Source organism: Frateuria soli (assembly GCF_021117385.1).
In the GTDB taxonomy this organism is placed as follows: domain Bacteria; phylum Pseudomonadota; class Gammaproteobacteria; order Xanthomonadales; family Rhodanobacteraceae; genus Frateuria_A; species Frateuria_A soli.
In genome coordinates, this window is record NZ_CP088252.1 from 2673433 (window position 1) to 2686470 (window position 13038).

General features: G+C 70.1%; 14 protein-coding genes. 11 read left to right on the plus strand and 3 right to left on the minus strand.

Annotated elements, in window-relative coordinates; translation table 11 throughout:
- Positions 1-59: 59 nt before the first annotated feature.
- Together LQ771_RS12245 and LQ771_RS12250 are read right to left on the minus strand one after the other, a co-directional pair.
- Positions 60-854, minus strand: a complete 795-nt coding sequence (locus tag LQ771_RS12245; RefSeq protein WP_231349691.1) for a S1/P1 nuclease — start codon at positions 852-854, stop codon at positions 60-62.
- A 46-nt stretch (positions 855-900) separates the two neighbouring features.
- On the minus strand, positions 901-1761 hold the full coding sequence (locus tag LQ771_RS12250) for an MBL fold metallo-hydrolase (RefSeq protein WP_231349692.1): 861 nt from the start codon (positions 1759-1761) through the stop codon (positions 901-903).
- 227 nt (positions 1762-1988) lie between these two features.
- On the opposite strand from LQ771_RS12250, the gene gap reads away from it, so the two are divergent.
- Positions 1989-2987, plus strand: a complete 999-nt coding sequence (gene gap / locus LQ771_RS12255; protein WP_231349693.1) for a type I glyceraldehyde-3-phosphate dehydrogenase — start codon at positions 1989-1991, stop codon at positions 2985-2987.
- Between the two features lie 177 nt (positions 2988-3164).
- Positions 3165-5117, plus strand: coding sequence for an FTR1 family protein (locus tag LQ771_RS12260; RefSeq protein ID WP_231349694.1), 1953 nt, complete (start codon positions 3165-3167; stop codon positions 5115-5117).
- A gap of 316 nt (positions 5118-5433) precedes the next feature.
- On the opposite strand, the gene fdxA is transcribed toward LQ771_RS12260, so the two are convergent.
- Entirely contained in the window at positions 5434-5757 is a 324-nt protein-coding gene (gene fdxA, locus LQ771_RS12265) for a ferredoxin FdxA (protein WP_231349695.1), read from the minus strand.
- Between the two features lie 248 nt (positions 5758-6005).
- On the opposite strand from fdxA, the gene ccoN reads away from it, so the two are divergent.
- From ccoN to LQ771_RS12310, 9 genes are read left to right on the plus strand one after another with little or no spacing between them, the layout of a single operon-like run.
- Positions 6006-7472: a cytochrome-c oxidase, cbb3-type subunit I gene (gene ccoN, locus LQ771_RS12270; protein ID WP_231349696.1), complete on the plus strand. Its 1467-nt coding sequence runs from the start codon at positions 6006-6008 to the stop codon at positions 7470-7472.
- Positions 7473-7485: 13 nt separating this feature from the next.
- Positions 7486-8139, plus strand: coding sequence for a cytochrome-c oxidase, cbb3-type subunit II (gene ccoO / locus LQ771_RS12275; RefSeq protein ID WP_231349697.1), 654 nt, complete (start codon positions 7486-7488; stop codon positions 8137-8139).
- Positions 8136-8360 (plus strand): cbb3-type cytochrome oxidase subunit 3, encoded by a 225-nt coding sequence (locus tag LQ771_RS12280; protein WP_231349698.1) that lies wholly within the window; start codon positions 8136-8138, stop codon positions 8358-8360. Before ccoO ends, LQ771_RS12280 begins: the two co-directional genes overlap by 4 nt.
- On the plus strand, positions 8357-9274 hold the full coding sequence (gene ccoP, locus LQ771_RS12285) for a cytochrome-c oxidase, cbb3-type subunit III (protein WP_231349699.1): 918 nt from the start codon (positions 8357-8359) through the stop codon (positions 9272-9274). The genes LQ771_RS12280 and ccoP overlap by 4 nt, the downstream gene beginning before the upstream one ends.
- Complete coding sequence (locus tag LQ771_RS12290) at positions 9249-9548, plus strand: hypothetical protein (protein WP_231349700.1); 300 nt, start codon at positions 9249-9251, stop codon at positions 9546-9548. The genes ccoP and LQ771_RS12290 overlap by 26 nt, the downstream gene beginning before the upstream one ends.
- Positions 9545-11776 carry a heavy metal translocating P-type ATPase gene (locus tag LQ771_RS12295; protein ID WP_231349701.1) on the plus strand — a complete coding sequence of 744 codons (2232 nt, stop codon included), beginning with the start codon at positions 9545-9547 and terminating at the stop codon, positions 11774-11776. Before LQ771_RS12290 ends, LQ771_RS12295 begins: the two co-directional genes overlap by 4 nt.
- Positions 11773-11991 carry a cbb3-type cytochrome oxidase assembly protein CcoS gene (ccoS, locus tag LQ771_RS12300; protein WP_231349702.1) on the plus strand — a complete coding sequence of 73 codons (219 nt, stop codon included), beginning with the start codon at positions 11773-11775 and terminating at the stop codon, positions 11989-11991. The genes LQ771_RS12295 and ccoS overlap by 4 nt, the downstream gene beginning before the upstream one ends.
- Positions 11988-12440: an azurin gene (azu, locus tag LQ771_RS12305; RefSeq protein WP_231349703.1), complete on the plus strand. Its 453-nt coding sequence runs from the start codon at positions 11988-11990 to the stop codon at positions 12438-12440. The genes ccoS and azu overlap by 4 nt, the downstream gene beginning before the upstream one ends.
- A gap of 52 nt (positions 12441-12492) precedes the next feature.
- Complete coding sequence (locus LQ771_RS12310) at positions 12493-12897, plus strand: group III truncated hemoglobin (RefSeq protein WP_231349704.1); 405 nt, start codon at positions 12493-12495, stop codon at positions 12895-12897.
- The last annotated feature ends 141 nt before the right edge of the window (positions 12898-13038 follow it).

Genomic DNA, 13038 nt, shown 5'->3' on the forward strand with positions numbered 1-13038 from the left:
GCAGATGCCGGTGACCGGGCGGATGAGCTGCAATCGTATGCAATGTGACGAGGTGGACATCACCCCAGCGTACGGTTGAGCAGTGCCGCCAGGCGCCGGCCGGCCTCGCGCAGTCGCCTTTCGGCCAGCGGCAGTTCCGCTTCCACATACGGCGCGTCGATCCCGTGGCCGGGCGGATAGACGTCCCGGCTCAGGCGGCAGGACTCCTCGGCCCACGTCGCGAACGGCGCATCGGCCACCGGCGGCAACCCGGCCGGTCCGCCCGCATCCAGCCACCGCGCGTAGTCCTGCCAGTCCAGCCCGCGGGTGCGCAGCATCCCCGAGTCCCAGACGCGGTGCAGGTTGCTGCCCCTGCCCTGGAACCGGACCTGGTAGGTATTGCCGCCCTTGTCGGGACGGTAGCCGGCGTGCAACGGCTGGTGCACGTCGCCCACGAAGTGCACCACGAACTCCAGCGCCTCGCGCCGGGCCTCCACGCTCTGGCCGGGGTCGCCGAGCACGGCGACGTAGTGGGCCAGGCCGGCGACCACGCAGCGCCCGTCGCGGCAGTCGCGCGGCGGCTGGTAAGCGCAATCGGGACCGCGGAAGTTGATGTAGTGCAGGCTGCGCGTGGCTTTCCACAACGCCTGTTGCGCGGGATCGTCCTGGATGTCGTCGGCCCAGTTGGCGACCTCGGCCAGCCGGTCCGCGTGCCCGGCGAGCAGGCGCGCGACCTGCGCCTCGGCGGCAGGATCCAGGTGGCGCTGGGCGATCTCGGCGACGATGCGGTGGCCGTCCGGACCCCAGGCGTGGGCCTCGGGAAGCAACAGGAAACCGGCGAGCAGGACAACGACAAAACGGCGCAGGACGATCATCCGGGGGAAACTGCAGGGAAAGGGCCGGCCAGTGTGCCACAGCGGCTCAGTCGCGCACCTGCAGTGGCAGTTTGAAGTAGCGCTCGCCGTTGGCCTCCGGCGGCGGCAGGCGACCGCCGCGGATGTTCACCTGCAGCGACGGCCACAGCAGGCGGGGCGGCGGCAGGCCCGCGTCGCGCTGCCTGCGCATCGCCACGAACGCATCCTCGGAGATACCTTCGCGGATGTGCGTGTTCGTCGCCCGCTGCTCGGCGACCGGCACTTCCGCACGCGGCTCCGCGCCGTCAGCGGGATAGTCGTGCGCCAGGAACATGCGGGTCGCCGGCAGGCCGTAGATGCGCCACACGGACTGGAACAGCGCGTGCGCGTCGCCGCCGGGGAAATCGCAGCGTGCGGTGCCCGCCTGCGGCGAGAACACGGTGTCGCCGACGAACACCGCGTCGCCGACGAGGTAGCTGAGGCTGTCGGGGGTATGTCCGGGCGTGGCGACCACGCCGATGGCCAGCCCGCCCAGTGGCAGCTCGTCGCCGTCGTGCAGCAGGCGGTCGAAGGCGTGGCGATCCAGCTCCGGTTCGTCCTCCAGGCCCAGCCGCTGCCGGAAGGTTGCCTGCACCTGTTCGATGCCGGCGCCGATCGCGGTCTGCGCGCCGGTCGACTCCTTCAGCCAGGCTGCGGCGGACAGGTGATCGGCGTGCGCGTGCGTTTCCAGGATCCAGCGCAGCCGCGCGCCGTCGCGCCCGGCCGCCTGGAGGATCGCCGCCGCGCTGGCGTGGCCCAGCACGCCGCTGGCCGGGTCGAAGTCGAGCGGCGCATCGATGACCGCCGCCTCGCCGGTGGCCGGATCCTGCACCAGGTAGCTCCAGGTGGAGGTGGAGGCGTGGAAGAAGGATGTGATCTTTGCCTGCATGGCTACACTCCCGGGGACTCGGCGCCTGCCGGAGTATGCCGCGGCACGTGTGCAGGCAGTCGGGACAGCGCCGCCGCGGCGATACCTGCCTGGACAGGCTGACCAAAGGCACAAGCGGACCGAGCGGTATACGGCCCCGTGACCCCGATCGGCGCTAAAATGCGCGTTTTCGGCGGCCCGAGCGCCGCCGCTTCACCGCTCCATCGAACCCAAGAGGATGCTTGCCCATGGCCATCAAGGTCGCGATCAACGGCTTCGGCCGCATCGGCCGCAACGTGCTGCGCGCCGCCGTGCAGAATTTCGCGGACATCGAAATCGTCGCCATCAACGATCTGCTGGAGCCGGACTACCTGGCCTACATGCTGCGTTATGACTCGGTGCATGGCCGCTTCAAGGGCGAGGTCTCGGTCGACGGCGGCCACCTGCTGGTCAACGACAAGCGCATCCGTCTGACCCAGGAACGCGATCCGGCCAACCTGAAGTGGGACGAGGTGGGCGCCGACGTGGTGATCGAATCGACCGGCCTGTTCCTGACCAAGGAAGCGGCGCAGAAGCATCTCGACGCTGGCGCGAAGAAGGTGATCCTGTCGGCACCGTCCAAGGACGACACGCCGATGTTCGTGTACGGCGTCAACGACAAGACCTACAAGGGCGAGGCGATCATCTCCAACGCCTCGTGCACCACCAACTGCCTGGCGCCCGTGGCCAAGGTGCTCAACGACAAGTGGGGCATCAAGCGCGGCCTGATGACCACCGTGCACGCCGCCACCGCCACGCAGAAGACGGTCGACGGCCCGAGCAACAAGGACTGGCGCGGCGGTCGCGGCATCCTGGAGAACATCATTCCCTCCTCCACCGGCGCGGCCAAGGCTGTCGGTGTGGTGATCCCCGAGCTCAACAAGAAGCTCACCGGCATGTCCTTCCGCGTGCCGACCTCGGACGTGTCCGTGGTCGACCTCACCGTCGAGCTCGAGAAGCCGGCGACCTACGCGGAGATCTGCGCGGAGATGAAGGCGCAGTCCGAGGGCGCGCTCAAGGGCATCCTCGGCTACACCGAGGACAAGGTGGTCGCCACCGACTTCCGCGGCGACGCGCGCACCTCGATCTTCGACGCCGACGCCGGCATCGCGCTCGATCCCACCTTCGTCAAGCTGGTCAGCTGGTACGACAACGAATGGGGCTATTCGAACAAGTGCCTGGAAATGGTGCGGGTGGTGGCCCGGTAAAGGCCCCCCGCCCCCGGGCGGGCGTTCCACCAGGGAAAGCCGGGACCGTCACACGTCCCGGCTTTTTTCTGCGCGCCGCGAAGGCCGGCGGCGCACGGGGAGCGGCCCGAGATGCCTCCGCTGCGGCATCCGGACACGCCTGCCGCGACGCTTGCGGTTACGGCCTATACTTACGCAATGATAGGCATTCTCAACAAGTGGGCAGCCCTGGTCCTGGCCACGACCCTGCTGGCGGCCGGGTGCCCGGCCTTCGCCCAGACCCCGCCGGGCGCTCCCGCCACGGCGGGCGAACCGGCGCCGGCCACGGTCAGCCAGACCTGGCAGATGCTCGATTACCTGGCCACCGATTACGCCGGCGCGGTGCGCGACGGCCAGGTGACCAGCGCCTCCGAATACGCCGAGATGCGCGAGTTCGCCGGCACCGTGCGCCAGCGCCTGGCGCAATTGCCGGCGCGCCCGGCGTCGCCGGCCCTGCAGGCCCAGGCGACGCAACTGGTGCAGCTGATCGACGGCAAGGCCTCCACCGCCGACGTGGCCCGCCAGGCCCACACGCTGGCCAACGCCCTGCTCGCCACCTACCCCGTGCCCACCGCTCCCGCGCACATGCCCGAGCTCGCCCGCGGCGCGGCGCTGTACCAGCAGGCTTGCGCCGCCTGCCATGGCGCCGGCGGGAACGGCAAGGGTCCGGCAGCGGCCGGGCTCGATCCCCCGCCGATCGACTTCACCGACCGCGCGCGCGCCGACCAGCGCAGCGTGCTGTCGCTGTTCGAGGCGATCAGCCAGGGCGTCAAGGGCACGGCGATGAGCGGCTATGCCGACCAGTTGCCGGTCGAGGACCGTTGGTCGCTCGCCTTCTACGTCGGCACCCTGGCCTATGCGCCGCGTGCGGATGAAGGCGCGCGCGCGTGGAAGGACAACCCCGCCGCACGGCAGCACCTGGCCAGCCTGCAGGAGCTTACGCGCGCCCGCGTGGCGGACCTGGCACCGGTGCTGGGGGAACGGCAGGCGCAGGCGATCCTGGGCTACCTGCGCGCCCATCCGCACGCCTTGCCGCAGACCCGTTCCGGCCTGGCGCTGGCGCGCGAACGGCTGGCCGCCAGCCTTGCCGCCTGGCGGCAGGGCGACCGCGGCGAGGCGCAGCGGCTGGCTCTCTCGGCCTACCTGGACGGCGTCGAGCCGGTCGAACCCCAGTTGAGCGCGCGCGACGGCGCGCTGCGCGCGCAACTGGAAACCGCCATGGGCGCCTACCGCACCGCGGTGGCCAGCGGAAGCGCCGACGTGGAAGCCAGCCAGCGCGCCGCCGACGCTCTCCTCGAGCGTGCCCAGGCCACCCTCGCCGGCGGGTCGGCGGATGCCGCGTCGGCCTTCCTCGGCGCCTGGACCATCCTGGTGCGCGAAGGGTTGGAGGCGCTGCTGGTGGTGGTCGCCCTGCTCGCCTTCCTGCGCAAGGCCGAGCGTCCGGCGATGCTGCGCTACGTGCATGCCGGCTGGAGCCTGGCGCTGCTCGCCGGGCTGGCGACCTGGGCCGTGGCGAGCTACGCGGTGGCGATCAGCGGCGCCGGACGCGAGCTGACCGAGGGGCTCTCCTCGCTGTTTGCCGCGGCCGTGTTGCTGTGCGTGGGCCTGTGGATGCACCGCAAGAGCGTGGGTGGACGCTGGCAGACGTATCTGAAAGCCAAGATGGCCGCCACGCTGGACCGCTCGGCCTGGTTCCTGTTCGGCCTGGCCTTCCTCTCGGTCTACCGCGAGGTGTTCGAAACCATCCTGTTCTACGTGGCGATGTGGAGCGAGGGCCCGCGCGGCTGGCTGCTCGGCGGCATCGGCACCGGTGCGCTGACGCTCGCCGCGATCGCCTGGCTGCTGTTGCGCACCAGCCGGCGGCTGCCGCTGGGCAAGTTCTTCTCGGCCAGTTCCGCGCTGATCGCGCTGCTGGCGATCGTGCTCACCGGCAAGGGCATCGCGGCACTGCAGGAGGCCGGCTGGATCGGCGTGGTCACCGCGCCGCTGCCGCGCATCGAACTGCTGGGGATCTACCCGACCTGGCAGTCGACCGTGGCGCAGGCCGTGGTCGCGCTGGTGCTGGCCGCCGGCTACGCGCTCAACCTGCGGCGGCTGCCGCAGAAGGATTGAGGCTTGATTCCGCCTACTCTCTCTCCCTGCCCTGACCGATGCGCGGGCGAGGACGAGGTGAGGGCCGCGGTTCGAGAAAAAAACCAGCCAGCGCCCTCGTCTATCCGACGTTCGAGGCCAGCCTTGGCCCCTCACCCCAACCCTCTCCCCGCCGGGGAGAGGGAGCAGAGCGCGCACGCCTGTAGGCACGTCCCGGCGCCCGCCGCAGGCAAGCCAGGTCGCGGAACCGCAAGAGCCGCGGCAAATCAACCTCTCCGCGACCCTCCAACCCCTTACCCCAACCCTCTCCCGGAGGAGAGGCTGCAGGCCAGAAGCATCAGCGCTTGAGCAGTGGCAACTTGTCCGGCACGCCGTCCCAGCGCTCGGCGTCTTCCATCGCCGGGATCCGGGTGGTGATCACCGGCCACTCGCGCGCCAGCTCGGCGTTGAGCGCCAGGAAGCCCTCCTGGCCGGCCGGGATGTCCAGTTCGGGAAAGATCGCGCCTACCGGGCACTCGTCCACGCAAAGCGTGCAATCGATGCACTCGTCCGGGTTGATGACCAGGAAATTCGGTCCCTCGTGGAAGGCGTCGACCGGGCACACCTCCACGCAGTCGGTGTGCTTGCAGTTGATGCAGTTCTCGGTCACTACGTGGGTCATCGCCGCAGAGTATCGGCGCGCCGGCCGGGTTCCGCACTGATCCAGGTCAGTGCCTGGCGGCGGCATCCGCGTGGCGGGCCGGTTTGTACGCCACGGCCACGAACGCGGGCGCACCATCGATCTCAAGGGCGGCGTGCGACAACCGGCCACGGTACCGGAGCGGTCATTTGCCGCGGCGCTTTGACACAGGTCAGGCGAACCGGCCGGCCATCCACGGAAAATAGACAGACTTCTCCTGGAATTCCTCCATGCCCAACACCGAGTATTACAGCGACCGGGTCGTGCGCCAGTTCCTGCTGGCCGCAGCCGTGTGGGGCATCGTCGGCATGTCCGTCGGCGTGCTCGCCGCCGCGCAGCTGGCGTGGCCACTGTTCAACTTCGACACCGCCTGGCTGACCTTCAGCCACATCCGCCCCGACCACACCTTCGGCGTGATCTTTGCCTTCGGCGGCTCGGCGCTGATGGGGACCTGCTATTACGTGGTCCAGCGTACCGGCCACACGCGGCTGGCCTATCCGAAGCTGGCCGGGTTCACCTTCTGGGGCTGGCAGCTGGCCTGCCTGCTGGCGATGGTGACGATGCCGCTGGGCCTGACCCAGAGCAAGGAATACGCCGAGCCCGAGTGGTGGATCGACATCCTGATCGCGGTGGTGTGGGTGAGCCTGGGTGTGGTGTTTTTCGGCACGCTGGCGCGCCGGCGCATCCGCCACATCTACGTGGCCAACTGGTACTACGGCGCGTGGATCATCGCGGTGGGCCTGCTGCACATCGTCAACAACCTCGTGCTGCCGGTGTCGCTGTCGAAGTCCTACCCGATCTACTCGGGCGTGGTCGATGCGATGGTGCAGTGGTGGTACGGCCACAACGCGGTGGCGTTCTTCCTGACCGCCGGCTTCCTCGGGATGATGTACTACTTCGTGCCGCGCCAGGCGCAGCAGCCGCTGTGGAGCTACCGCTTCTCGATCGTGAACTTCTGGGCGCTGATCTCGGTGTACATGTGGGCCGGTTCGCACCACCTGATGTACACCGCGCTGCCGGACTGGGTGCAGTCGGTCGGCATGGCCTTCTCGCTGGTGCTGCTGATGCCCAGCTGGGGCTCGGCCGCCAACGGCCTGATGACCTTCAACGGCTCCTGGCCCAGGCTCAAGACCGACCCCGCGGCCAAGTTCATGGTGCTGGCGCTGGTGTTCTATGCCGGTTCCACCTTCGAGGGCTCGATGATGGCGGTCAAGTCCGTCAACCAGCTCTCGCACTACACCGACTGGACCGTGGCGCACGTGCACAACGGCGCGCTGGGCTGGGTCGCGATGATCACCATCGGCTCGCTGTATGCGATGGCGCCGCGTGCGCTCGGCCAGCCGAAGATGTACTCGAACAAGGCGATGGAGTGGCACTTCTGGCTGCACTGCTTCGGCGTGGTGCTGTACGTCGGTTCGATGTGGGTCGCCGGCGTCACCGAGGGCCTGATGTGGCGTGCCACGCTGCCCGACGGTTCGCTCACCTACCCGTTCATCGACAGCCTGCTGGCGATCCAGCCGGCGTACTGGACGCGCTGGTTCGCCGGCGTGGTGATCCTCGCGGGCATGGTGCTGATGGCCTGGAACCTTTGGCACACCGCCGCGGACGCCCGCGCGCGGCTGATCAAGCCGATCCCGGTACCGATTCCCGAGCCCGATCCGCACCAGGTACCCGAACCGCTGCCGAGTGTGGGCTGAGGAAGACAACCAGATGGCTTACAAGCATTTCGAAATCATCGAGAAGAACGCCGCGCTGCTCGGCATCCTCACGGCGATCATGGTGTCCATCGGCGGCCTGGCCGAGATCACCCCGCTGTTCATGGAGGCCCACGCGGTCAAGGCGCCGGTGGGGGTGAAGCCCTACGATCCGCTGCGCCTGGCCGGCAAGGACATCTACGTGCGCGAGGGCTGCTACCTGTGCCACTCGCAGATGATCCGCGCGCTGCGTGCCGAGACCCAGCGCTACGGCCACTTCTCCACGGCCGAGGAATCGGTCTACGACCGGCCGTTCCAGTGGGGTTCCAAGCGCACCGGTCCGGACCTGGCGCGCGTGGGCGGCAAGTACACCGACCAGTGGCAGCGCATGCACCTGGAGAACCCGCGCCAGGTGGTGCCGCAGTCGAACATGCCGGCCTACCCGTGGCTCGAACACAACACGATCAGCGCCGAGGACATCCAGGCGCGCATGCGCACGCTGCGCAAGCTGGGCGATCCGTACACCGACGCCGACATCGCCAGCGCCCCCGAGGCGGTGGCCGGCAAGACGGAGATGGATGCGCTGATCGCCTACCTGCAGGGCCTGGGCATCCGCAACGAGCCGGCGGCGACCGTCCCGGTGCCGGCCGGCCACGGAGGCACGCCATGAACCACCCGATGATGAGTCCGTTCTGGGGCCACCTGACCGGCGTGGTCACGGTGGTGCTGATGGTGATTTTCATCGGCATCTGGATCTGGGCCTGGCGCAAGCGCCACCGCTCGACCTTCAAGCGGATGAGCGAACTTCCCATGGAAGACAAGCCGGAGGGTCCCGTGCCGGGCAGGCCGCGCACGGGCGCAGACAAGCACGACAAGGGTGGGCAGCCGTGAGCACGGGTTGGTCGTTGTGGGTGATGTTCCTGGTGGTGCTGAACTTCGGCATCACGTTCCTGTTGTTCCTGTGGGCACCGCGGGCCAAGATCCCGACGCTGCCCGACAACACCAGCGGCCACGTGTGGGCGCATGGCACGATCCGCGAGGGCGTGCGCAAGCTGCCGTTGTGGTGGCTGTTGCTGTCCGGGACCATGTTCGTGGCCGGCGCCCTCTACCTGGTGTTCTACCCCGGCTTCGGCAATCACAAGGGCACGCTCGGCTGGACTGCGCACGGCGAACTGGCCCGCGACGAGGCCGCCAACAACGCCAGGCTGGCCGACCTGATCGAGCGCTTCCGCAAGTACCCGGTCGAGCAGCTGGCCGAGGACCCGGCCGCGCAGCAGATGGGCGAGCGACTGTTCGTGGACAACTGCGCCGCCTGCCACGGCCGCGGCGGCTACGGCAACGTCAAGCTCGGCGCCCCCAGCCTGATCGACGACGACTGGCTCTATGGCGGCAGCGGCAAGGACATCCTCACCTCGATCCGCGATGGCCGCGCCGGCATGATGCCGCCGTGGTCGAGCCTGGGCGAGGACAACGTCAAGAACCTGGCCAACTACGTGCTGAGCCTGTCCGGCTCGCCGCACGACGAGGGCCGCGCGGCCGCCGGCCAGGCGCTGTTCACTACCTGCGCCGCCTGCCACGGCCCGCAGGGCAAGGGCAACCCGGCGCTGGGTGCGCCCAACCTGACCGACCACATCTGGCTGCACGGCGGCAAGTTCGAGGACATCGTGCGGACCATCGGCGGTGGCCGCCAGGGCCACATGCCCGCCTGGAGCAAGCGCCTGGACGACGACCAGACCCGCGTGCTTGCCGCCTACGTCTATCACCTGGCGCACCAGGGCGATGCAGCAGCACAGGCTTCCCGTTGAGGCGGCGCCGGCTTCGGCCGGCGCCTGGTACCGGCAACCGGTGCTGTGGCTCGGTGCGGCGATCCTCGCCGCGTCGCTGGCCGGGTGCGTGTGGATGATCGTGCTCGGCGTGCGGCATGCCGACCAGCCACTGGAGATGACCGGGCGTCCGCATACGTTGCTGGACATGCCAATGCACGGGGCCGGGAACGGGAAACAGGAAACGGCCGGTGGCGAGGGCGCGAAGCCCCTGCCGCCCCATGACGCGGCGGGAGCGCCGGGGCGCGTTCCATGAACGCCGCCGGCGCGCACGCGGCGTGGCTGCATCCGCGCCTGGCCGCGCAGGTGATCCGGCCGCGGCGCGACGGCCGCGCCGAGATCGCGCTGCGCGTGGAAGGTCTCACCGATCCGCGCCAGCTGCTGCGCCTGGACGAACGCCTGCACGCCCTGCCCGGCGTGACGCGCGTGGCGATCGATGCCCGCGCGCAGCGCGCGCGGATCGTGTGGAACGCCGATCGCCTGGCCCTGCCGCAATTGCTGGATGCATTCGCCGCCGAGCAATGCAGCGCGCGGCCGCTGCGGCGCGAGCACATCGACGACGCGCGCAGCACAGAGGCCACCGACGCGCTCAAGCGCCTGCTGGTCGCCGGCATGTGCGCCATGCAGGTGATGACCTACGCCTTCGTCATGTACATCGGCGTGGTCGACTTCGTCGACTTCACCACGCGCGGGCTGTTCCGCTGGTTGAGCCTGCTCACCACCGCGCCGGTGGTCGCCTATTCGGCGCAGCCGTTCCTCGCCGGCGCCTGGCGCGAGGTGCGCACGCGCCGGCTGGGCGTGAACCTCACCGTGTCGCTGGCAGTGTTGCTGACCTTCGGCGCCAGCGTGTGGAGCACGGTGCGCGGCGAAGGCGAGGTCTACTTCGACTCGGTAAGCATGTTCGTGTTCCTGCTGCTGGCCGCGCGCCACGTCGAGTTGCGCGCGCGCCACGCCAGCGGCGCGCTCGGCGAGGCCGCGCAGGACGCCACGCCGCTGCTGGCCGAGCGCCGGCGCGCCGACGGCAGCCTGGAAACCGTGCCTGCGCTGGAGCTCGTGCCCGGCGACCGCGTGCGCATCGCCGAAGGCGGCACCGTACCGGCCGACGGCGTGCTGGAAAGCGACGCGGTCGAGGTGGACGAGGCGCTGCTCTCGGGCGAATCGCGCCCTCGCCGTCGCCAGCGCGGCGAGCGGCTGGTCAGCGGCTCCGTGGTGCTGGGCAGCCCGGCCGAACTGCGCGTGGAACACAGTGGCGAGGACACTGCCGCCGCGCGCCTGGGCCGGCTGGCCGGTCGCGCGCGCCTGGCCCGTCCCGGCGACGACGCCGCCGACCGCGAGGCCACCCGCTTCGTGCTGCGCGTGCTGGTGCTGACCGTGCTCACCGCGCTGGCCTGGCTGTGGTTCGACCGCGCGCGCGCCTTTGACGCCGCCGTCGCCGTGCTGGTGGTCGCCTGTCCCTGCGCGTTCGCGCTGACCCGTCCGGCGGCAGTCACCCGTGCGCTGGCGGTACTCGCCGGCCGCGGCGTGCTGGTGACCGAACCGGCCGCGCTCGACCGGCTCGCCCGCGTCGACTACGCCCTGTTCGACAAGACCGGAACGCTGACCACGCCGTGGCTGGAACCCGACGCGATCGAGCCGCTGCGCGAGGGCCAGGCGCCGACACGGGCGCTGCGCCTGGCCGCCGCGCTGGGGCGCGAGAGCACCCATCCGCTGGCCGCGGCACTGGCCGCCGCGTGGACCGGCGACACGCCGCCGGTGCAGGGCCTCAAGGTTACCGCCACCGCCGGCATCGGCGCGGAGGTGGAGGGCCGGGCGCTGCGCCTGGGTCGTCCCGACTTCGCACTGGCGCCCAGCGGTCGCGCCGTGCCGGACGGTGCCGACGGCACGCTGGTTCTGGCCGACATCCATGGACCGCTGGCCGCCTTCCACATCAGCGAGGCGCCGCGCGCCGATGCCAGTGCCACGCTGCAGGCGCTGCGCGAAGACGGCGTCGTGACCGTGCTTGCCAGCGGCGATACCCGTGCCCGCGTGGCGACCGTCGCCAGGGCGCTGGGCATCGGGCACTGGGCCGCCCGCCAGTCGCCCGCGGACAAGCTCGCGCTGCTCCAGCTGGCCCGCACGCAGGGCAAGGTCACGCTGGCCGTCGGCGACGGCAGCAACGATGCCCCGGCACTGGCCGGCGCGGACGTCTCGGCGGTGCTCGCTTCGGGCACCGACCTGGCGCAGGCGCACGCCGACCTGCTGCTCGCGCGCGGACGCCTGCACGGCCTGCTGCAGGCCCGCCGCGTCGCCCGCCAGCTCGCTCACGTGGTAGCCCAGGGTCGGCGCTGGTCACTGGCCTACAACCTGCTGGCGGTGCCCTTCGCCGCCGCCGGGCTGGTGCCGCCGTGGCTGGCCGCGATCGGCATGTCGGCCAGCTCGCTGGCCGTCGTGCTCAACGGCCTGCGCGTGGGACGCGGCACCACCGACCCGGCGCTGCGCGCATGAATATTCTGCTGGTCCTGATCCCGGTCACGGCGCTGATCGTGCTCGCCGCCGTAGGCTTGTTCTTCTGGGCCGCCAACCACCAACAGTTCGACGACCTGGATAGCCCGGCGGTGCTGCCGCTGATGGAGGACGAGCCCGTCCCGGCACCGGCCGCCGACGAGGCTGCAGTTCCCCAAGACGCTTTCCCCCCCGATACCAAAGGAGACTCTCCGTGAAACGCCGTCTGTTCGCTTTCGCACTGCTTGGCCTGGTTGCCGCACCGACCTGGGCCGCGTCCAGCTGCTCGACCACCGTCGAGGCCAACGACGCCATGCAGTTCAACCAGAAGTCGATCGTGGTGCCCAGCACCTGCAAGCAGTTCACCGTGACGCTCAAGCACGTGGGCAAGCTGCCCAAGGCCGCGATGGGCCACAACTTCGTGGTGTCCAGCACCGCCGACGAGCCGGGCATCATCGCCGATGGCGCCAAGGCGGGCATCGACAACAACTACCTCAAGCCGGGCGACAGCCGCGTCATCGCGCACACCAAGATCATCGGCGGTGGCGAGAGCGACTCGACCAGCTTCAAGGTCGCTGCGCTGAAGCCGGGCCAGGACTACGAGTTCTTCTGCTCGTTCCCCGGCCACGCCGCGCTGATGAAGGGCACGATCAGCCGCGCCAAGTAAGATGAAGAATCCGCGCCGCGGGCCGACCGCGGCGCGGCCACCGGCAAGAGACATGCGCGACACCACGCTTACCGAACCCGCGATCGCCCGACTGGTCGATCGCTTCTACGACAAGGTCGCCGCCGACCCGCTGATCGGACCGGTGTTCAACGCCGTCGTGCACGACTGGCCCGAACACAAGCGCCTGCTCACCCGGTTCTGGTGCTCGGTGGCGCTGGGCGCGGCCAGCTACCGCGGCAACCCGATGGCGATGCACCGCCCGCTGCCGATCCGCGCCGAACATTTCGATCACTGGCTGGCGCTGTGGCGCGCCACCTGCGCCGAGGAACTGGACGAGGCCGGCGCGGCGCAGATGGTGGAGTTTGCCAAACGCATCGGCCGCAGCCTGAAATATGGCCTGGGCTTGAATCCGGACGCCCGCGGCATCGGCGTGCCGCTCGTGTCGGTCAGGCGCTGACCGCCCGCACCGTCCCCGCCACGTTCGATCGGGATGCGATGAGTTCGATGTCGCACGGCCGCTGGGGCGTTGCAGGAGCGCACCCCGTGCGCAACCGCCTTGCACGGTCGCGCACGAAGGCCCTCCTGCGGGAAAGCCGCG